This window comes from Chryseobacterium sp. S0630, from assembly GCF_024158915.1.
Classification (GTDB): domain Bacteria; phylum Bacteroidota; class Bacteroidia; order Flavobacteriales; family Weeksellaceae; genus Chryseobacterium.
In genome coordinates this window covers 1-21,731 of sequence record NZ_JAMZGF010000081.1, presented here as the reverse complement: position 1 = coordinate 21,731, position 21,731 = coordinate 1, and the positions used below count along the sequence as shown (strand labels likewise).

Below are 21,731 nucleotides of genomic sequence, written 5' to 3'. Positions count from 1 at the left end.
AAACAAATCAAAATATATAAAAATTATTTACTTTTTAACAAGAAAAACCGCCTCAGTTGTGAGACGGCTTCTTTTTTGTTTGAAAAAGGATAAAATAATAGTAGATTAACCATAATCTCAGGAAAAATGAAGAAAATAATCTTATTTTTAATTAGTTTATTTTAATTAAATCATGAATGTTTTTAATTAAAAATCATTTTAAGTAATATAAAAGAAACAATTTGTTTTCATTTTGTAATATTTAAATTTTTTAACTCCAATTTAACCCTCTGATAAAAGGCTAATGGTACAGAGAATCGATATTTTTGAAGGGTCAAAAAATAATGTAGATGAAAAAAATATTATCTTCGTTTTCAGTCATCTTCCTGATGTCTCTAAATGTCTATGGACAAAACATCCCGGTGGATCCGTCCTTAAGAATCGGTACTCTTTCCAACGGAATGAAGTATTACATTAAAAAAAATGTTTTACCTGAGAAAAAAGTAGAATTCCGTCTGGCGATTAACGCAGGATCTATTCTTGAAGACGAAAATCAAAGAGGACTTGCTCACTTTATGGAGCACATGAATTTCAATGGAACTAAAAACTTTCCGGATAATAAATTAGTAGACTTTTTGCAATCGATCGGAGTAAAATTCGGGCAGCACCTGAATGCTTATACCGGTTTTGATGAAACGGTTTATATGCTTCCTGTGCCATTAGATAAACCAGGAAATCTGGATGCCGGACTGAAAGTAATGGAAGACTGGGCATTTAATGCAACACTTTCTGACGAACAGATCAATAAAGAAAGAGGAGTGGTTCTGGAAGAACTAAGATTAGGTCTTGGACCCGATAAGAGAATGATGGATAAATACCTTCCAAAACTTTTATACCAATCTCAGTATGCAGAAAGACTGCCAATCGGTAAAAAAGAAGTACTGGAAAACTTCAAATCTGATCTTATCCGAAAATTCCACCAGGATTGGTACAGACCGGATCTGATGGCAATTGTAGTAGTAGGAGATATCAATGTAGATGATATGGAGAAAAAGATCAAGAATAATTTCAGTAAATATAAAAATCCTTCAAAACCCAGAGAAAGAAAATCTTTTGATCTTCCAAACCATAAACAAGCACTGGTAGCTATTGAAACTGATCCTGATGCAACAGGTTCCGGAGTGCAATTCATTATCAAAGATTCTGAGGCGTACCACCCGGATGTAACGGTTCAGCAGTATGATCAAAGTGTTGTAGAAGGTCTTGTGAATATGATGCTCAACAGCAGGTTGGCAGAACTGGTTAATTCTACAAATCCACCTTTTACTTATGGCTCAGTTTATCACGGAGGAACTTTTGCAAGAAGCAAAGAAGCATTTCAGGGATCAGCAGCTACAAAAGACGGTGATCAGCTGAATGGGCTAAAAGTTCTTTTGGAAGAAGTGGAAAGAGCCAAAAGATTCGGATTTACCCAATCTGAATTGGACAGAGCTAAAGATCAGATGCTTTCATCTTATGAATGGGCTTACAACAACAAAGATAAAAACCAAAGCGGTGAGCTTATCGATGGTTATGTGAATAATTTCCTGAGACAGGAGCCAATACCTGGAATTACCTGGGGATATGAACATATTAAAGAAATCCTTCCGGCCATAGCACTGGAACAAACCAATGGAATTATCAAAAAGCGGGTAAAAGATGACAGCAGGGTCATTATTATTACAGGTCCAAAAAAGGATAATATAATCATGCCAACGGAAGCCATGGTTCTGAAGACATTCGATGCCGTTAAAATGGCTGATCTTAAACCTTATGAAGAAAAAAAGAAAACCGAGAGTTTAATAAAACCTTTTAAATCCGAAGGAAAAATCACTAAAACTGAAGCAGACGCCAAATTAGGTACGACCACATGGACTTTGAACAACGGTGTTAAGGTTACTTTCAAGAAAACAGATTTTAAAGATGATGAAATTGTTTTTGGAGCAGTAGGTCTGGGAGGAGTTTCTGTTATTCCGGATGCTGATTACAATAAAACAAAATTTGCATTTGATGCTTTGCTGGAAGCTGGACTAGCCGGGCTTTCCAAAACAGATCTTGTACACTATCTTGCAGGAAAGCAGGTGAGTGCAAGCGCTTACGTGGGTGGACTTACAGAAGGTGTTTCCGGAACAAGTTCAAAAAAAGATCTGAAGACTGCGATGGAGCTGATCTATGCCTGTTTTACAGACTTAAATTACAATCCTGAATCATTCAACGCCTACAAAACAAAGAAATCTGCAATGCTGGCGAATGTAGATTCAGATCCGGAATACTATTTCTCTAATGAATATTCCAAATTTATCAATCAGAAAAACCCAAGATTCACCGGCCTTGAACCTACCGAAAAAGATTGGGTGAATACAGATTATAAGACAGCTTATGATATCTACAAACAAAAATTTGCTAATGCAGGTAATTTCCATTTCTATTTTGTAGGGAATATAGATGAAGGACAACTTAAAAATGAAGTCCTGCAGTATATCGCTTCACTTCCTGCAACAGGAAAATCATCTACATTTAAAGATACTGGTTACAGACCGGTGAAAGGAGGATATACAAAGGTTTATAAAAAAGGAAAAGAACCGAAGAGTCTTGTAACAATTTCTTACAGCGGAGAAGCTCCTTATAATGAGAAGGAAGCTATGGCATTATCTGCACTTGGAGAAGTCGCTACCATTAAAGTTCTCGAAAAGCTAAGAGAAGATGAAAGTGGCATTTATGGAGGTGGTGCAAGTGGAAGCTTCAGTAAAATCCCATACAGTGCCTATGATTTTAGTGTTAATTTCCCTTGTGGTCCGGAAAATGCAGAGAAGCTTACCAAAAGCGCCATGGCAGAATTACAAAAATTGATAGATAAAGGGCCAGAGCAAAAGGATCTTGATAAATACAAAGAAGGAGAATACAACGAATATAAAACAAGCCTTAAAGACAATGGATTCTGGTTGCAGGGTATTGCCCAAAATCAATTAGACGGAAGTGATCAATACGATATCCTGAATTACCCGGATAAAGTAAAGGCACTTACCATAAAAGATCTTCAGGATGTTGCCAAAAAGTATCTTACCAAAGAAAAAAATGTAGCAACACTAATGCCGGAAGACGGATGGGAAAATGCTAAAAAAGCTGACATTAAAAAAACAGGAGCAGCGAACTGATTCATTTTTATTGACGATAAAAAACAAGAAAGAGACTGTCCAAAAAGTTTTGGCAGCCTCTTGTTGTTATAAAGAAATAGAATTTAGGAGAGATTGAGGGGCATATAAATGTCTTGAATGAACCTTAGATCTGACACTTTATATAAAAAACCATTCTTGTTCGATAAAATTTAAATAGAATTAACAGGTCGCTCCTCCGGAGCTTTGTTTTATGGGGATTTCATTTTTCTACTAACAGTAGATCCCGACGGGATCAAATTTAGCTTCTATGGGAGCTGACTGTTAATAGAACGTATTTGTTTTAAAATTAGAGCTCCGGAGGAGCGACCTGTTAATTCATAGCATAAATATTAATATTTTCAATGTATTTATACTTTTTATCGGACAGTAATGGGTCGCATAAAAAAGACTGTCCTTTTTGGACAGCCTCTCTTATTTTTTAATTCAAATCCTGACCGGTTAAGAACCATATTCTTTTTTCCATTCTTCAGCAGCTTCGCTCAGAACAGTATAAAATTCTTCACCATACTTTCTTGTCAGTGGAGTTTTTAAAAACTTATAGACAGGTACCTGAAGTTCTTTTCCAAGGGTACAGGCATCACTGCATACATTCCACTCGTGATAATTCAATGCCGTAAATGCAGAATATTCCGTAACACGGATGGGGTAAAGATGGCATGAAATAGGTTTCTGCCAGTCCACGGCACCATCTTCATATGCTTTTTCAATACCACATTTCGTAATTCCTTTTTCATCGAACGTTACATAAGCACATTCGCGGTTCTCCACCATTGGAGTAACATACATTCCGTCGTGCGGATCAGTAGTCCATGTTCCCTGTTCTTCAAGGGCTTTAATGCCTTCCTGGGTAAGGTAAGGCTTTATTTTATCAAAAATACTGTCCAATATCTCAAGCTCGTTTTTATCCAACGGAGCTCCCACATCTCCTTCCACACAACATGCACCTTTACATTTTGTAAGGTTGCAAACAAATTCTTCGGAAAAAATTTCCTCTGAAATCAATTTATCGTCTATCTGAATCATAATTTTCTAAAATAAATCAAAAACTGTACCTGCTTTAAAGGTCAGTAAACTAATAATAATAACCCATACACTGGCTTCACGCATCCAGTATTTAGGTAAAAATCTCATCATTCTGCTCAGAATAATACTAGAAGGAAATGCCAGAAGAAGCAGATATTCATAGCTTTTATTCATGTATAAAATGATGGAAACAAGCTGTGCCACAGAAAAAACCAGTAGAAAAGTGTATTTATACCTACTTATCGGACTTTTCTTGTTGTAATTTTTAAAATGGTCATATACAGCATAAATAAGCATCAGAACTACAGGGATCAACGGCAGAAGTTCCGTGTAATCTGTCACCGGTTTCATCCTTCCAAACGGAAAATAATCAATATTCCACGATGTGAACTGAACGAAATACATGACAGAAAAATAACTGAATGTAATCAAAACAATTCCCAATAGAAACCTGAAGAGGTTCAGGGTAATTTTAGCAGAAGTTGCAATCACGTGGATGATGACAAAAACAGCCATCGGCCATGTCGTAGGTAGAAAAATAAAATTCAGGGCTACAATAGATCCCACCAATACATAGGATTTCTTTCTGATATCTTCATCCGCACTGGTCAGAAGAAGGATAAGAAAGGAGTTGGTCAGCAGCGAAACCGCAATTCCTATATCCAGATTTCCGGGATACAGCCCGAAAATGAAAAAGGTGTATAAGAATAACGGCAGATGGGTCTGATAATTAAGGGCAATACTGTGAAAACAAAAATATCCCAAAGCAATTCCCAGAAAAGTTATTCCGGCAACTATAGCTTCGTAAGTGTTGAAATTCAGTATGTTAAATATTACGACTACTAAAAGAAGAAAACCAATATAAACAGGAATTGAAAAAATATTGCTTTCTTTTGAAAGTAATTTAAACATTTTTTATAAATTTGTACAAAGTTAATTTAAAAAAGGAAAATAATGACGTCTTTCTTTCTATTCTTAAGCAAAGTTTTCAAATGGACTTTCGGTTTCTTTGATGCGTTTGGAAATGTTTTAAACTGGATTCTATTTATAGTTTGCTGTGTACTATTTACTTATTGGTGCTACGTACTGGTGGTTACACTAGGTGGTGACAAAGACAAAGACTATTATTCTCCAACGGAAGGTAAGAATCCTTACTACGATCCGAATATCTACAAAAAAGAAGGTTAATTAATTGGTTATATAGTAAAAAACCGATCAAACATTATGCTTTGATCGGTTTTTTTATTACTAACGATTAAAATTTCTTTTTCTTAGTCGTGAATCGGAAGTACCAAAACAGGAATACTAGAACTTTTCGTAATTCCTTTTGTTAAGCTTCCCACGAATACATCATAAATTCCGCTTCTGCCATGTGATCCCATCACAATATAATCTGCATTTTTTGCCTTTGCATGCTCCAGAATAATATCTTTGGCAAGTCCCTGTTTTAAAAGGTGCTCGCAATCAATATCATGGCCGATGATTCTTTGCTCAATTTTATTAAGCTGCACCAGCTCTTCTCTGATTTCGTTGGCTTCCACTTCAGGAAAATATTGAAATCCCATATCACCAATGGCAAAGCCAATATCTGATGGCGCTACGTGGATCAGGTAAATTCTGCCGTTAAGCTGTTTTGCAAATTTTATGGCACCGTCTACCAATTGGTCTGTCTTGTCCCCAAAATCTACGGGTAATACAATATTTATCATAACCTCTAATTTTGTTACCTAAAGATAGGAAAAATTTGTCAGACTTTGATGTTAAATACTTATAATATTCGGATATCAAGGATTTTTTCCTCTTCAAGGTAAGCTTCCAGAATATCATTTTCATCTACTTTTCCAACCCCTTTTGGAGTTCCTGTGAAAATAAGGTCACCTACTCTTAATGTAAAATACTGAGAGGCAAAAGCTACAATATCATCAAAGTTGAACATCATATCTTTCGTATTGCCATCCTGTACTTTCTCTTTATTTTTTAACAATGAAAACTGAAGGTTCTCAAGGCTGAAGTTCTCTTTTTTAAAGAAACTGCTTACCACAGCAGAACCATCGAAACCTTTGGCAAGCTCCCATGGAAGCCCTTTTGATTTCAGTTCACTCTGAAGATCTCTGGCTGTAAAATCGATTCCAAGACCAATTTCTTCGTAATGTTTGTGTGCTGTTTCTTTCTGAATGTATTTTCCACCTTTTGAAATTTTTAATACCACTTCAAGTTCGTAGTGAATATCATTGGAGAATTCGGGAATATAAAAATCATTGCCTTTTAAAACAGCGGTATCCGGTTTCATAAAGATAACAGGATTCTCAGGAATTTCATTTCCCAATTCTTTCGCGTGTTCACTGTAGTTTCTTCCTATGCAGATTATTTTCATAACTCTTTTTATTTATTTTTTAACCTCGTCATTGCGAGGGACGACGCAATCTTTTAGATGTGTTAAAGGCTATTTATCCTTAATAGATTAATGCGTAAACTCATTCCCGCAATAGTAACATTTGAATTTGTGACTCGTCAGAAATGAAATTCCAAAGAAGCTGGTAGCGCTGTCATCCCTGTAAATATGGTTGGAGCCACATTTTGGACAGACAAAATCAAACTCGGGATCTTCAATGGTATGTTCTACTTCCAGCGAATATTGCTCGTTGTCTTTATAATCCTGCAGGATTTGCTGAGCCTTTTCCAAATCTTCTTCAAACACCTGAAGCTGTATGCCTCCTACAGCCTGTGACAGAAGCCAATCCGACTGGATAAGCTGCTCATTCGCAATGAAACTATTGATACTGTTTTCAGCCAATATCTGTTTGTCCCTGTTAGCTTCAAGGGCAGTTTCATAAAATTTAAAACGAACCAGGTCAGACATATTTAAAATCTACTTGATAATTGAATCTTTGTAAAAACTTTCTTGGTATATAATGGAAAGTCAGCATTCTGAAGCCATCCGAAATATCCTAAGTCTTTTTGGAATACCGCTTTCACGCCCTGGCCTTTATATTTTCCAAAGTTGAAAACCTCTTCCATTTTTTCATTATATCCGATAAATCCGGCAAGATCTGCATTCTTATTATGGAATGTGAATTCACTTAACGGCGCTATTTCATTCGGGATATCATCATATTTTCCAACCTGAGCATCCAGAACTTCAAATGTAGCCAATACATCAGCTTCTGCAGAGTGTGCATTTTCCAATGTTTTTCCACAGTAGAACTGGTAAGCAGCACCTAAGTTTCTAGGCTCTTTTTTATGGAAAATAGTTTGTGCATCTACCAATCTGAATTTACTCAGATCAAAATCCATTCCTACTCTTAAAAGTTCTTCAGCCAAAAGCGGAACATCAAATCGGTTGGAGTTAAATCCTCCCAAATCACTGCCGGTAATCATTTCCATTACTTTAGAAGCAATGTCTCTGAAGGTAGGAGCATCTTTTACATCTTCATCATAAATCCCGTGGATCTCACTGCTTTCTTTAGGAATAAGCATTTCCGGGTTTACACGCCATGTTTTGCTTTCTCTGGAAGCATCCGGATTTACTTTTAAGATACAGATTTCAACAATTCTGTCTTTTCCTATGTTGGTTCCTGTGGTTTCCAGGTCAAAAATACAAAGTGGTTTATGGAGCTTTAAATTCATGTTGATTATTAATAATTTGAAACGTATTTTATTTAAATGAGTTTATTTTAATTGTGCCTGAAAAATAAGAGACACCAATATATAATAAATAACAAGCATTGGAATTCCAACAACCTGGAATATCGCAAGAATAGCAATTCCTCCCACCAGTAATACAACTTTAGGGTAATTATCTTTTAATTGTTTGGATTTGAATTTCATCGCCATCATCTTGATCGGGCTGATCAGAAGCCATGACGTAAGAAGAGTCAGCAGAACCAATAGCAATTCGTTATCAAACAGGAAGCTGAAAGTTCCGGTTTCTTTAAAGGCATAATAAAGACCGAACAGTAAAACGGTGTTGGTAGGTGTATTCAATCCTTTAAAATAATAACGCTGCTCTTCATCAAGGTTAAAGATCGCAAGTCTCAGACAGGAAAATACGGTAACAATTAATCCCAGATACTTGATCTCAAATGGAAAATGCATTCCAAGCAGTTCTGAACCGAAAGGTTCAAGGGCTTTGTACATCGTAAGTCCCGGAATTACTCCAAAGCTTACCATATCTGCAAGAGAATCCAGCTGAAGTCCAAGATTAGAGTTTGATTTTACTGCTCTGGCTACAAAGCCATCAAAAAAATCGAAGATAGAAGAGAGAATAAGACAGATTGCTGTTGTCTGATAATCTCCTAAAATTAAATGTATTGCACCTACACAACCTGCAAATAAGTTAGCCAGGGTTAAGGCATTGGCAAGATTATTCTTTATAAAATCCATAAGCACAAAATTACAGTTTTTAAAAATTCTAACTCAAAATAATATGAACTAAAAAATGCATTAAAGTGATTTTGATGTAAATTTGCTCCATGAAATTTTTAAAAGGATTTAGAAAACAGGAAGTTCTGGCATTGGTTTACAGGATTTTTTTAGCCTATGTTTTTTATCAGATTGCCAGGCTTTTATTCTGGTATTTTAATAAAGATCTGATTAAAGTTGACTCTGTTTCAGAATATATAAAGCTGGCTTTCCATGGTACAGCTTTCGATACTACAGCTATTTTATATGTCAATGCACTATTCATCCTCTTGAGTTTATTGCCATTGGTCATCAATACAAAGAAAGTTTTTCAGAAGATTCTTTTCTGGCTGTATTTCATTACCAACGGGATTGCTTATGCCATGAATTTCGGAGATTTTATTTACTATAAATTTTCGCAGGCAAGACTTACTTCAGCCGTATTTCAAGTGGCAGAACATGAATCCAATGTTTCCAAAACATTGACGATCTCTGTGGGAGAACATCCTTTTGTACTCATTTGGTACGTGGTGTTGATGATCTTATGGGTTTTCCTTTACAAAAGGGTGAAAGTAGAAGATACAAAACCTGTGAAACTGCTTCCTTACTTTATCACTTCCATTCTTACGCTGTGTATTACAGCGGTGTTGGTTGTAGGAGGAATCAGAGGCGATTTTAAACATAGTACAAGACCTATTAATATGGTGGATGCAACCCGTTTTGTGACAAATCCACTTCAGGGAAATATGGTACTCAACAGTACATTCTCTTTTTTCAGGACGTTAAATACCAATAATTTTAAAGAAGTTCATTTTGTAGATGAAAAATATATTGAAGATTATGTACAGCCTTATAAAGTATACGACAGAAAAGTGGAGAACCGTCCCAATATTGTTATTTTCATTGTAGAATCTTTCGGAAGAGAATATTCGGGAGCTTTCAATAAAGATAAAAATATCAAAGACTACGTTTCTTACACTCCGTTTATGGATAGTCTGGCTGGACAAAGTCTTATTTTTCCGAATACTTTTGCAAACGGAAGACAGTCTATTCATGGGATGAGCAGTGTGTTGGCCGGAATTCCGAGTCTTACCGATGCATTTACAGGATCTCCATATTCCAATCAGAAAATTCAGTCTATTGTTTCTGTGTGTAATGATCTTGGTTATGATACATCTTTTTATCACGGTGCTCCAAATGGCTCTATGGGATTCCTTGGTTTCGGAAATATCTTAGGATTTAAACATTATTTCGGGAAAACAGAATACAATCATGATGAAGATTTTGACGGAATGTGGGCGATCTGGGACGAACCTTTCCTTCAGTACTTCGCAAAGAATGTTGGAAAGAAACAACCTTTTATGACGACTGTATTTACAGCATCATCACATCACCCTTTTAAAATACCTGAAAAATATAACGGGAAATTTAAAAAAGGAAAAATAGAAATCCATGAGCCGATGCAGTATACGGATTATGCGATCAAAAAATATTTTGAAACGGCTAAAAAGCAACCTTGGTACAATAATACCATCTTTGTTTTCACGGGAGACCATACCAATCAGGTGTATTATCCGGAATATGAAAGAGCAATGAATCGTTATGCTGTTCCGTTGGTTTTCTATTCTCCGAATCCTGCTTATCAACTAAAAGGAGTAAGCGAGGAAATTGCCCAACAGGCAGACATCTATCCTACATTGGCTGATCTTATCGGGTACAACAAACCGATCAGAAGTTGGGGGAGAAGCTTGGTGAGTGATAAAAAATACCCTTTTATTGTCGTAAACTCGGATGGAAGTACAGATCAGTTCATGATCGGAAATTATATTTACCGCTTTGATGGAAAAGAAATCATCGGAGTCTATGATAAATCTGATTTAAGTCTTGAAAAAAATATCATGAATGAAGCTAAAAACCCAGAAATAGAACAAGGAAAGAAAACCGCAAAGGCCTGGTACCAGGATTATATGGATAGGGTGATTAACAGAAAGCTTTATTAAGAAGAAAGAGGCGGCTTTGGATTGATTTTTTTGCTTTTCTTTACCTCTTTATGCTTTGTATAATAAAAGTTTTTGTTCGTTGAAAATTAATTTATATTTTTATCAATACGTAGATAAGAATATTATATAAAATTAAAACTATAAGAAATATGAAAAAAATATTGTTAACGTTCGCACTTTCTTTATGTGGTGTACTTACATTTGCACAGATAGAAGGTAAGTGGAAAACGATAGATGATGAGACAAAACAGGCAAAATCTATTGTTGAAGTATTCAAGAAATCAGACGGAAAATACTATGGAAAAGTTTCTCAGTTATTGATAAAACCAGCTGATCCGAACTGTACGCTTTGTAAGGATGACAGAAAAGGAAAACCAATTTTAGGATTGGAGATCATCAGAGGATTGAAAAAAGACGGTGATGAGTTCACAGGAGGAACTATCACAGACCCTAAAACAGGAAAAACATACAAATGTACCATTACAAGAAGCGGTGATAAACTGAACGTAAGAGGGTACTTAGGATTATCTTTATTAGGAAGAACCCAGGTTTGGGAGAAAGCTAATTAATATAAGTTTAAATAGAATTTTAGATGACATTTCAGAAATGGGATGTCATTTTTTGTGGATAAAAATTCTGTGAAAATTCTTCGGAACATAAAAAAGCCATAATAAGGAAGCATTTAAGAAGGAAAATTAATTTTAAATACAGTTAATATTATGACTTCTCATGGAAATGAAGAGCGTTTTTATGATGTGTATAATAAAAAAACACTATTTTTGTAGTCTAAATTTTTCGAATAAATATGGCAGAATATACTTTTCGTGAGGTAATTGCACAGGCAATGAGCGAGGAAATGCGTAAAGACGAATCCATCTTTTTAATGGGGGAGGAAGTAGCAGAATACAATGGTGCATATAAAGCTTCAAAAGGAATGTTGGATGAGTTTGGTCCTAAAAGAGTAATCGATACCCCAATTGCTGAACTTGGTTTTACAGGGATTGCTGTGGGTGCTGCGATGAATGGTAACAGACCCATCGTAGAGTATATGACATTCAATTTCTCATTGGTAGGAATTGATCAGATTATCAATAATGCTGCAAAAATCCGTCAGATGAGTGGTGGACAATGGAATTGTCCAATCGTTTTCCGTGGTCCTACAGCTTCTGCAGGTCAATTAGGTGCTACTCACTCTCAGGCTTTTGAAAACTGGTTTGCAAACATTCCAGGTCTTAAAGTAGTGGTTCCTTCAAATCCTTACGATGCGAAAGGGTTGTTGAAAACTGCAATTCAGGATAATGATCCGGTTATTTTCATGGAATCTGAGCAGATGTATGGAGATAAAATGGAAATTCCTGAAGAAGAATACTACTTACCATTAGGAAAAGCAGATATCAAGAGAGAAGGTACGGATGTTACTTTAGTTTCTTTTGGTAAGATCATGAAGCTGGCTTTACAGGCTGCTGAAGATATGGCGAAAGAAGGAATCTCTGTAGAAGTTATCGATCTTAGAACAGTTCGTCCTCTGGATTTTGATACTGTTTTAGCTTCCGTTAAGAAAACAAACAGATTGGTTATTTTAGAAGAAGCTTGGCCATTTGCTTCTATTTCTTCTGAAATTACTTATATGGTACAGCAAAAAGCATTTGATTACTTAGATGCTCCTATCAAGAGAATTACTACTCCTGATGCACCTGCACCTTACTCTGCTGCATTATTTGCAGAATGGTTCCCTAAACTTGAAAAAGTGAAAGAGGAAATCAAAAAAGCGATGTACGTAAAATAATTATAGAATAGTTATAGAAAAAAACTTCCGAAAGGAAGTTTTTTCATTTATTATATTCATGAAGAAAAATTCTTGACGTCATAAAATTAGTATAAATTTGCGCCTTTAAAATAAATTAAGCTGATATGGCAGAAGTTACAGAAGATGGCTACCACTTCGACATAAAGAAACTTTCCTTTATAGGAGTTTTAGTGTCTCTAGGAATTGTTTTTGGAGATATTGGTACCTCTCCGCTTTACGTAATGAAAGCAATTGTGAATGCAAGATCCCAGGGGAGCAATATGCCTTTCAATGAATACATAGAAGGAGCTCTTTCCTGTATTATTTGGACCCTTACCCTGCAGACCACGATAAAATATGTGATCATTGCTTTAAGAGCAGATAACAAAGGTGAAGGTGGTATCCTTGCTTTGTTTTCATTGGTAAGAAACCTTAAGAAGGGATGGTTGTATCTCATCGCGATTGTAGGAGCAGCAGCTCTTATTGCAGACGGAGTTATTACACCATCATTGACGGTTATGTCAGCTATTGAAGGTCTTGAAATTTATAACCCACACACACCTGTGGTACCTATCACCATTGGAATCCTGATTGCCATTTTTGTGGTACAGCAATTCGGAACCAGCTTTATCGGGAAATTTTTCGGTCCGGTAATGGTAGTTTGGTTCTTGGTATTAGGAGGTTTAGGTGTAATGCATTTAAGTGAAAACTTTGAGATTTTAAGATCTTTCAATCCTTACTATGCTTACAAGCTTATTGTCAACTCTCCGAGTGCTATTGTGATCTTAGGAGCAGTTTTCCTTTGTACAACCGGAGCAGAAGCACTATATTCTGATTTAGGACACTGTGGTGCTAAAAATATCAGAATAAGCTGGGCATTCGTTAAGATTATGCTTATTCTTAACTATCTTGGACAGGGAGCATGGCTTTTGACTAATTACAACAAACCTGGGTTTTCTGTAGTGAATCCTTTCTTTGGAATTATGGAAGAATGGATGATTATCCCGGGAGTAATTTTAGCAACAGCCGCCGCAATTATTGCCAGCCAGGCATTGATTACCGGTTCTTTCACCATATTCTCAGAAGCGATGTCTCTTAACTTATGGCCGAATCAAAAAATTGATTATCCTTCAGGAGTTAAAGGACAGATGTATATTCCAAGAATTAATTGGGGACTTCTTATTCTGTGTATTATTGTCGTTCTGCATTTCAGGGAATCCGGAAAGATGGAAGCCGCTTATGGACTTTCCATTACAGTTACGATGCTGATGACAACTATTCTCTTGGTGTTCTGGCTATTGAAGCAAAGAGTAAGCAAAATATTGATTTTATTTTTCGCATTTGTTTATATGGCTATTGAGCTAGGTTTCTTCAGTGCGAATATTATCAAATTCATGGAAGGCGGATGGATTACGGTTGTATTAGCAGGCTCTATCGGAGTTTCTATGTATGCATGGTATAACGGAAGACTGATCAAAACAAGATTTATCCAGTTTGTGAAAATAGAAAAATATGTGTCTATTCTTAAAGACATGAAACTGGACGAAACCATTCCAAAATATGCTACCAATCTGGCTTATCTGAGCAGAGCCAAAAGAAATGATGAAGTGGAATCAAAAATTATTTATTCCATCATCAAAAAACAACCGAAAAGAGCAGATCATTACTTTATCCTGAGCATCGTAAACCAGGAAGATCCATATACTTTCAGATATACCGTGGATGAAATTCTTCCGGGAACCGTATATAAAATCAACTTCCTGTTAGGATTTAAAGTAGACCGAAGAATTAACGATTATTTCAATATGGTTCTTAAAGATTTAATGGCAGACGGAACCATTCCTTCAAGAAGCAGTCACCCATCTTTAAGAGCTCACGATATACCACCGGATCTTAAATATGTGATCATAGATAACACCTATATCAACGATATCCTTTTAACTGTTAAACAGAAGATTACTCTTAACATTTACAACTTTGTGAAGTATATCGGAAGTGATGACTTTAAGGCCTGGGGAGTGTCTTCACACAACGTAGAGGTAGAATCTGCACCGATCACAGAATTAACAGTTTATGATAATAAGATCGAGCAGTCCGGATATTTCCGCCACAACTCTTAACCCGCTAGTATTAACCATAATATCTATTTAAATAAAATTCAATAAATTTGTAGATAATTTTTTTAATGGATACAATACAAAAAGAAAAAAATATAGCATTGATCAAGGATGTTTTGAGAAACTACTTATTAGAAAAAGGGTTCAGAAACACACCTGAAAGATATACGATATTGGAAGAGATTTATAATATGGATCATCACTTTAATGTTGATGATCTGTATCTTCTCATGATGCAGAAAAAATATCATGTTTCCAAAGCAACCATTTACAACACTATTGAAATTTTCCTTGATGCAGGCTTAATCCGTAAGCATCAGTTCGGAGAAAAAACATTGACTTCTTCGTCTTATGAAAAGTCTTATTTTGACAAACAGCATGACCATCTGGTGATCTACAAAAAAGACTCTGATAAAGAAATTGAAGAAATTATTGAATTCTGTGACCCAAGAATCCAAGGAATCAAAGAAGCCATTGAAGAAGCTTTTGGCGTAAAAATTGATTCTCATTCGCTATATTTCTATGGCACTAAGAATGACTAATTAATGAGAATAGCCCTTTTTCTGTTAATCTTTATTTCTACGCTCAACTTTGCGCAGGATAAAACTCCTGTGAAGAGAGATCCTTATTTGCAGGCTCCTTCACCGGCTCAGCCCAAACAGGTGAGACCTGAAGATAAAGTAAAGATCATCCATGCGGACGAGATCAAAAAAAGCCCTGAAAAATACGACGGGAATCAATATTTTACCGGAAATGTTCAGATAGAACACCAAGGCTCCATTCTTACAGCAGATGAAGTCGTTTTGTATAATGAAGAGAACTTTGTAAAAGCGATCGGAAATACAAGACTTCAAAATACCGATGGTTCTGTAATCACTGCAGGAGAAATGGAATATGATGCCAATACCCAGAAAGGTGTTGCCAGAAAAAATGTGGTTCTGACTGATCCTAAACAAACCATAAAAACAGATATTCTGTATTATGACAGGCTGGCTAATCAGGCTTATTTTAATACAGGAGGGACGATTTCCGACGGTCAGAATGTAACCTATGCCAAAGTAGGAACTTATTTTCTCAATACAAGAGTGGTGGATCTTACAGGAAATGTAAAAATTGAAACCCCTCAGTATATCATAGAAGGACCTAACATCAAGCAGAATCAGAATACAAAAATTGCTGATTTTCTAGGTCCTACAACCATTACCAGCAAAACCAATCCAAGAAACCGAATCTATACGGAAAAAGGAACTTACAGAATGGATTCCAAGGAGGCTTTTCTAACCAAAAACTCCAGAATCTTTTACAATGAGAAAATCCTTACCGGTGATGATATGTACTACAATCAGATCACAGGGTTTGGTAAAGCAACAGGAAATGTAACCCTTGATGATCCTATAGAAAAAAGATATATAAAAGGAGGTTACGGAGAAATTTTTGAGAAAAAAGACTCCGCCATGATGACGAAAAATCCTTATGCTGTAAAAGTAATGGAAAAAGATTCTATTTATTTTGCTGCAGAGAAAATTATCTCTTATCAAAGACCGGATACATTAGATATCAAAGTCAAAAAAAGCTATCTGAGAGCTTTCAAAAAAGCCCGTATTTTTAAATCCAATGCACAGGGAAGAGCAGATTCTATTGCTTTCAATGAAACAGACGGAATCATGCATATGTATACCAACCCGATTCTTTGGAGTGGTGAAAAGCAGGTTACCGGAGATAAAGTAGAAGCTTACTTCAATACCAAGACAGAAGATATTGACTCTTTAAAAGTAATCGGAAATGCCTTTGCCATCAGTAAAGTAGACTCACTTACCCTGAAAGACGAGTTCAATCAGGTGAAAGGAAAATTCATGACGGTTTACTATGAGAAAAACGCTATTAAAGAAGCAAGGGTTGTTGGAAACGCTCAGTCTATAGTGTATGTTGATGATACTGATCAGGAAACCAAAAAACAGGAAAGAATAGGAATTACGCTTTCTACCTGTGGAATTATCGGAGCATTGTTTGAAGAAAGAGCTTTACAGATTATTTCATGCAGTATCGGTGCAGCTTCAGACACTTATCCGATGAGCATGATAGAACCTTCGAAAAGGAAATTCCCGGATTTCAACTGGAATACCAAGGATAGAATCCGAAAATGGCAGGATATCCTTGTAGATACCCCAAACAACGAAGAAATACAATATACGGCTGATAGCGAGTTGTTTGATAAAGCGCAGAAAGCGATTGATGACGAAAAAGCTAAAGAAGAAGCTAAGAAACCTAAACGTACCAGAAAATAATAGAAAAAGACCAGTGCTTACTGGTCTTTTTTGTGGATTAATTTTAACGTTTAATGAATCTTTTATAGCTTTGCTGAAATTTTTGGAGACAATGGAAATGCATAAAGATTTTTTTATATATCAGGCTCAAACCACCCGATTTGCTGCCGGCTTTGAAGTTGAAAAAGCAGTAGGAAGCTACATTTATGGAACAGACGGAAAAAGATATCTTGACTTTGTAGCAGGAGTTTCTGCCAACACTTTGGGGCACTCACATCCTAAAATAGTAGCTGCCATTAAAGAGCAGACCGATAAGTATCTTCACGTAATGGTGTACGGAGAATATGCACAGGAAAAACCTATCGCATTATGCAGACTGCTTGCAGAAGCTACTCCGGATCCACTGGAAGTTACTTACCTTGTAAATAGTGGTGCAGAAGCTATTGATGGAAGCTTAAAACTGGCTAAAAGATATACCGGAAGAGAAGAAATAGTTTCCTTTAAAAACTCTTACCATGGAAATACTCATGGGGCTTTGAGTGTTTCAGGAAATGAAACTCACAAGAGAGAATTCCGTCCCTTATTACCAATGGTTTCTTTTATTGAATTTAACAATGAAGAAGACTTTGATAAGATTACAGAGAAGACGGCTTGTGTTATCCTTGAAACCATTCAGGGAGCAGCAGGGTTTCTGGTTCCAAATAACGACTATCTGATCAAATTAAAAAGAAGATGTGAAGAAGTAGGAGCGCTTTTGATTTTGGACGAAATACAGCCGGGATTTGGAAGAACAGGAAAATTGTTCTCTTTCGAACACTTTGGTATCGTTCCTGATATTCTGGTAATGGGAAAAGGAATGGGAGGAGGAGTTCCTGTGGGAGCTTTTATGAGTTCCAGAGAAATCATGGAAACCCTTTCTCATTCACCAAAGCTTGGTCATATTACCACTTTTGGGGGAAATCCTTTAATTGCAGCAGCAAGTTATGCCACATTAAAAGAAGTTCTGGAAAGCGGTTTGATGAATGAAGTAGAAGAAAAAGAAAAGTTGTTCAGAGAACTTTTGGTTCATCCTAAAATCAAAAATATCAACGGTAAAGGGTTGATGCTTGCCGTGAACTTAGGAACTCCTGAATACACGCTGGAAGTGGCTAAGAAATGTATGGAAAGAGGGCTTGTTGTTTTCTGGCAGTTGTACAGAAATGAATACCTGAGAATCTCTCCGCCTCTTACATTATCCTTGGACGAAATCAGGGAAGGATGCCAGATTATTCTTGATATACTGAATGAAAATTAAAGATAAAATCTCTCTCTGTAAATGAGAGATTTTTTTATGTTTTGCATGGTAATTTTTAGCTTTAAAACCTGACATCACAGGGATTTAAATCCAGTGATAAATATCATACAGATTCTATAAAAAAGTAATTGTTTTTTTGCGTAATAAAAAAATTAATTTATATATTGCGGGACGATAAAACAAAGATTATATGGCGAAACATAAAGTCCATTACGAATTTCCAATGCACTGTTTATCAGAGATTTTATATGAATATCTGGCGACTGCAGAGGGATTGTCTGAATGGTTTGCGGATGAGGTAACAGAGAAAGGCGATGATTTCTTTTTTAGCTGGGGTGGAGGACCTGCTGAGAAGGCCACTTTGATCAGATATAAGCCTGAAGGTTTCGTGCGTTTCAGATGGGAAGAAGATGAAGGAACAAAAAATTTCTTTGAAATGACTATCACAATCGATGATATTACAGAAGATCTGGCTTTAAATATTACAGATTTCTGTGAAGAAGGTGATGAAGAGGAAAATGCAATGTATTGGGAAAATCTTATCGAAAACCTGAGAATAAAACTAGGTGCGGCATAATACCGGGCTATATGAAATGATAAAACTGATGAACGATTTATCGTTCATTATTTTTTTGTAAATAAATCACATCAAAAATTGGAAAATCAATATTTTACATCAGACGAGTTAAATGTAAAGAACAGAGCTTTTCTTTGGGGAGACTCAGTAAAAGTATCTTTCTTTGTAAGAAATGGTGGATTGATCATGGACGAAGAATGCTATTTTTTCCTGATGGCTTCCATGAGAAAGATGAGACTGAATATTCCTTTGACTTACACCCTGGAGTTTTTCCAGACCCTTTTTCAAAAAGAAATCATTGAAGGTAAAGGAGTAAAGAACGGAATTATCAATTTCCAGGTGTTCAGAAATAATGATGGAGTGACATTGGCAAAATCTTCTGTTTCCTATTTTTACGAAGTAACAGAAATGGAGGATGTGCTTGCGGTTCATCAAAGACCTTTGGAATTGGATTTGATTAAAGAAATTAACGTTAATAACAACCTTTTGAGCAATATCAGAGTTCACTGTCCGGAAAATATTTATGGAGTGATCTATGCCCAGGAAAATGACCTTGACGACGTGATTCTTCTGAATCCAAACAAAAGAATAGCGCGTACCACTGCCGGAAATCTTCTCTTTTTAGAAGGTGACGTGATTAAAGTACCAAAACAGACTGAAGGAGCTTACATTTCTCCTTTGATGGAAAGCTTTGTAACTTTTTTACATAAAAATAACCTTGCTGATATCCAGGAACACGAGATTATCGCATTTGAATCTCAGAAAGCTGAAGAAATTTTAATGATTTCTGACGAGAAAGGTATGTTTTCTGTAGGTAAGATAAGAAACAAGACTTTTGAAACTTCCCGTTTCTCCGAACTGGTAGAAAGCTGGAAGAAAAGTTTTAATGTATAAAAATTGACAAACCCGGTAAACAACAATATTCCAGAAGTCCTTTACCGGGTTTTATTCTGAGTAAATCAGAAATTGTTTTTTTTTTATTTAGTATTCGTTGATAATCTCAACAAATTTTTGTGCGATTTCTTTTTGCCCCTTTTCACTGGTTATATAATTCCTGTTGTCAGAATTATTAATGAAGCCAAGTTCTACCAATACAGCTGGTGCTTTGGTTTCTCTTAGCATGTGAAGATTACTCTCCGATATTTTACGGGCATTGAATTTCTTATAGATTTTTCCGGCTAATTCCTTTGAAACATCAGAATTCTGAACGTAGACTTCAAATCCGTTGTCGGATCTTTCTTTTTCAGGAGAACTGTTCACGTGAAGGGAAATAACCATTTCAGGATTCAGTTTATTAATCTGCTCTGTTCTTTCTGCAAGAGTAGGATAGCTATCGGAATCCCTTGTTAAAATAACTTCATATTTGTCCTGGCTTTCATTGATTTTCCGGATTTCCTTAGCAACGCTTAATGCAATATTTTTTTCCAGAATTTCACCATAAGTGGCCCCAAAATCATTTCCGCCATGTCCGGCATCGATGACAATGTATTTTTTGTTGATAGGAGTAAATGATAAAAAAGCTGTAGAAAATATTGATAAAGCAAGTAATGTAATACCTTTCATATCAGTGATTTTAGTTTTCCAAAGAACGGAAAAACTTTCTTTAAAATTGGTTAAAAAAATCTTAAAGTTTGTTAATTATCAGAGTGATACGAAAAATATACTTTTAGTTTAGTGAAATATCTTCAGGAGAGTTGGCCCAGAGAAGAAATTCTCCTCCAAGATTTTGCATGATAGACTTCCAAAGCGTCTGATCGTTGGGAAGCGTATAATCAAGATTATAAACATCCACTACCGTCCACATTTTCCTCTGAACCTCGGTATCCAGCTGATTAGGAGACCACCCGGAATATCCTGAAAAGATTTTGATATGGTTAATATCCAGTTCACTGCTTAAAACCCCATTAATAATACGCTCAATATCTTCTGTAAGATAGTATTCATCAGTGATGTCTGTATAGATCTCTGTAACTCTTTTGCCTTTTACAATGAAGAATACCTTATCGTTTTCTACAGGCCCTCCATCATATACCTCAATTTTAAAGTCAAAAAAATCTTTGAACTTGCTACTCATCTGGCTGTTTTTTTTATTCAATATCAAACCAAATGCACCACTTTCATTATGTTCAAAAACCAATACTACCGATCTTGAAAAAATATCGCCGGAAATGTCAGGTGTCGAGATTAATATTTTACCTTTGTATGAGTGATTCATACTCAAATTTAATAAAAAATATTTATGGAAAACCTGCACGACAAAAGAAAAGTGTACGAGAAATCCCAACTTATTGAAAGTGAGATAAAACAAAATCCAATTGAGCAGTTTAGAGACTGGTTTTTGGAAGCAAATGAGAGTCCGATGATCTCAGAAGCTAATGCTATGGCGGTTTCTACAGTAGAAGAAGATGGGTGTCCGAGAACAAGAATGGTGCTTCTTAAAGCATATACCCATGAAGGATTTATTTTTTATACCAATTATAACAGCAGAAAAGGAAAAGCAATAGAAAGCAATCATAAAGCTTGTTTGCATTTTTTCTGGCCTAATCTTGAAAGACAGATCATAATCAAAGCAGATCTTGAAAAGGTAGCAGAGAACCTTAGTGACGGCTATTTTCATTCAAGACCCAAAGGAAGTCAGCTGGGAGCTGTAGTTTCTCCACAAAGCCAGGTGATCCCCAACAAAGAGTTTTTGGAAGAAAAATTAAAAGAGCTGGAAAAAGAGTACGAAAATACGGAAGTGCCAAGACCTGCCAATTGGGGCGGATACCTGGCAAGACCTTACGAAATTGAATTCTGGCAGGGAAGACCAAACCGCCTTCATGACAGGATTATTTATCAGTTAGAAGATCTGGACTGGAAAATTTCAAGACTGGCTCCTTAATGGGAAAATGAGAAGTTAGAAGTGGCGGTTTTTAATATGAAACAAGCTACTTAAAATATAAACTCTAATTCAATAGAAGCGGGCTTTAGCCCGCTTATTTTATTATGTATAGATAAAGGCTTTAGCCAAAACTTATTTAGTTTGACCAGAATAATGACAACATATGCTGTATTATACTACCTTTTAAGTTTTGG

The 21,731-nt window shown here is 35.9% G+C and carries 21 protein-coding genes; 12 read left to right on the top strand and 9 right to left on the bottom strand.

What is annotated here, in order from left to right:
• Positions 1–329 precede the first annotated feature (329 nt).
• Positions 330–3,173, top strand: a complete 2,844-nt coding sequence (locus NK356_RS22475; protein ID WP_034696854.1) for a pitrilysin family protein — start codon at positions 330–332, stop codon at positions 3,171–3,173.
• Positions 3,174–3,632: 459 nt separating this feature from the next.
• Here the strand turns inward: NK356_RS22475 and NK356_RS22470 are convergent, their stop codons facing one another.
• On the bottom strand, positions 3,633–4,217 hold the full coding sequence (locus NK356_RS22470; RefSeq protein WP_034696856.1) for a DUF3109 family protein: 585 nt from the start codon (positions 4,215–4,217) through the stop codon (positions 3,633–3,635).
• A gap of 6 nt (positions 4,218–4,223) precedes the next feature.
• Positions 4,224–5,129 (bottom strand): DUF6427 family protein, encoded by a 906-nt coding sequence (locus NK356_RS22465; RefSeq protein WP_034696858.1) that lies wholly within the window; start codon positions 5,127–5,129, stop codon positions 4,224–4,226.
• 42 nt (positions 5,130–5,171) lie between these two features.
• Here NK356_RS22465 and NK356_RS22460 point away from each other — a divergent pair, with 42 nt between their 5' ends.
• Positions 5,172–5,405, top strand: a complete 234-nt coding sequence (locus NK356_RS22460) for a hypothetical protein (protein ID WP_034696859.1) — start codon at positions 5,172–5,174, stop codon at positions 5,403–5,405.
• Between the two features lie 83 nt (positions 5,406–5,488).
• On the opposite strand, the gene NK356_RS22455 is transcribed toward NK356_RS22460, so the two are convergent.
• From NK356_RS22455 to NK356_RS22435, 5 genes are all read right to left on the bottom strand, one after another.
• Positions 5,489–5,926 carry a universal stress protein gene (locus NK356_RS22455; protein ID WP_034696860.1) on the bottom strand — a complete coding sequence of 146 codons (438 nt, stop codon included), beginning with the start codon at positions 5,924–5,926 and terminating at the stop codon, positions 5,489–5,491.
• Between the two features lie 59 nt (positions 5,927–5,985).
• Entirely contained in the window at positions 5,986–6,591 is a 606-nt protein-coding gene (locus tag NK356_RS22450) for a fumarylacetoacetate hydrolase family protein (RefSeq protein WP_034696861.1), read from the bottom strand.
• An 87-nt stretch (positions 6,592–6,678) separates the two neighbouring features.
• Positions 6,679–7,077 (bottom strand): DUF2007 domain-containing protein, encoded by a 399-nt coding sequence (locus NK356_RS22445; protein WP_034696862.1) that lies wholly within the window; start codon positions 7,075–7,077, stop codon positions 6,679–6,681.
• Positions 7,078–7,079: 2 nt separating this feature from the next.
• Complete coding sequence (locus NK356_RS22440; protein WP_034696863.1) at positions 7,080–7,844, bottom strand: 3'-5' exonuclease; 765 nt, start codon at positions 7,842–7,844, stop codon at positions 7,080–7,082.
• 42 nt (positions 7,845–7,886) lie between these two features.
• Positions 7,887–8,600, bottom strand: coding sequence for a phosphatidylcholine/phosphatidylserine synthase (locus tag NK356_RS22435; RefSeq protein WP_034696864.1), 714 nt, complete (start codon positions 8,598–8,600; stop codon positions 7,887–7,889).
• A gap of 89 nt (positions 8,601–8,689) precedes the next feature.
• On the opposite strand from NK356_RS22435, the gene NK356_RS22430 reads away from it, so the two are divergent.
• The 9 genes from NK356_RS22430 to NK356_RS22390 all read left to right on the top strand — a co-directional run bounded on the left by NK356_RS22430 (position 8,690) and on the right by NK356_RS22390 (position 19,550).
• Positions 8,690–10,618, top strand: a complete 1,929-nt coding sequence (locus tag NK356_RS22430) for an LTA synthase family protein (protein ID WP_034696865.1) — start codon at positions 8,690–8,692, stop codon at positions 10,616–10,618.
• A 149-nt stretch (positions 10,619–10,767) separates the two neighbouring features.
• The gene (locus tag NK356_RS22425) at positions 10,768–11,187 is read left to right on the top strand and encodes a DUF2147 domain-containing protein (RefSeq protein ID WP_253318102.1); all 420 of its coding nucleotides are present in this window, start codon (positions 10,768–10,770) and stop codon (positions 11,185–11,187) included.
• A gap of 236 nt (positions 11,188–11,423) precedes the next feature.
• Positions 11,424–12,404, top strand: a complete 981-nt coding sequence (locus NK356_RS22420; protein ID WP_034696867.1) for a pyruvate dehydrogenase complex E1 component subunit beta — start codon at positions 11,424–11,426, stop codon at positions 12,402–12,404.
• A 125-nt stretch (positions 12,405–12,529) separates the two neighbouring features.
• Complete coding sequence (locus tag NK356_RS22415) at positions 12,530–14,524, top strand: KUP/HAK/KT family potassium transporter (RefSeq protein WP_253318101.1); 1,995 nt, start codon at positions 12,530–12,532, stop codon at positions 14,522–14,524.
• A gap of 65 nt (positions 14,525–14,589) precedes the next feature.
• Positions 14,590–15,063, top strand: coding sequence for a Fur family transcriptional regulator (locus NK356_RS22410; protein WP_002976876.1), 474 nt, complete (start codon positions 14,590–14,592; stop codon positions 15,061–15,063).
• A gap of 3 nt (positions 15,064–15,066) precedes the next feature.
• Positions 15,067–16,806, top strand: coding sequence for an OstA-like protein (locus NK356_RS22405; RefSeq protein WP_253318100.1), 1,740 nt, complete (start codon positions 15,067–15,069; stop codon positions 16,804–16,806).
• Between the two features lie 97 nt (positions 16,807–16,903).
• Entirely contained in the window at positions 16,904–18,079 is a 1,176-nt protein-coding gene (locus tag NK356_RS22400; protein WP_253318103.1) for an aspartate aminotransferase family protein, read from the top strand.
• A gap of 190 nt (positions 18,080–18,269) precedes the next feature.
• Positions 18,270–18,656, top strand: a complete 387-nt coding sequence (locus NK356_RS22395; protein ID WP_034696870.1) for an START-like domain-containing protein — start codon at positions 18,270–18,272, stop codon at positions 18,654–18,656.
• Positions 18,657–18,734: 78 nt separating this feature from the next.
• A complete protein-coding gene (locus NK356_RS22390) occupies positions 18,735–19,550 on the top strand; it encodes an aminotransferase class IV (protein WP_253318099.1) in 816 nt (271 codons plus the stop codon).
• Positions 19,551–19,637: 87 nt separating this feature from the next.
• Here NK356_RS22390 and NK356_RS22385 read toward each other — a convergent pair whose 3' ends face one another.
• On the bottom strand, positions 19,638–20,219 hold the full coding sequence (locus NK356_RS22385) for an N-acetylmuramoyl-L-alanine amidase (protein WP_253318098.1): 582 nt from the start codon (positions 20,217–20,219) through the stop codon (positions 19,638–19,640).
• A gap of 103 nt (positions 20,220–20,322) precedes the next feature.
• A complete protein-coding gene (locus NK356_RS22380; protein ID WP_253318097.1) occupies positions 20,323–20,871 on the bottom strand; it encodes a YqgE/AlgH family protein in 549 nt (182 codons plus the stop codon).
• Positions 20,872–20,895: 24 nt separating this feature from the next.
• Between NK356_RS22380 and pdxH the strand changes: the two genes are divergently transcribed.
• Positions 20,896–21,537 (top strand): pyridoxamine 5'-phosphate oxidase, encoded by a 642-nt coding sequence (pdxH, locus tag NK356_RS22375; RefSeq protein WP_034696874.1) that lies wholly within the window; start codon positions 20,896–20,898, stop codon positions 21,535–21,537.
• Positions 21,538–21,731 lie beyond the last annotated feature (194 nt).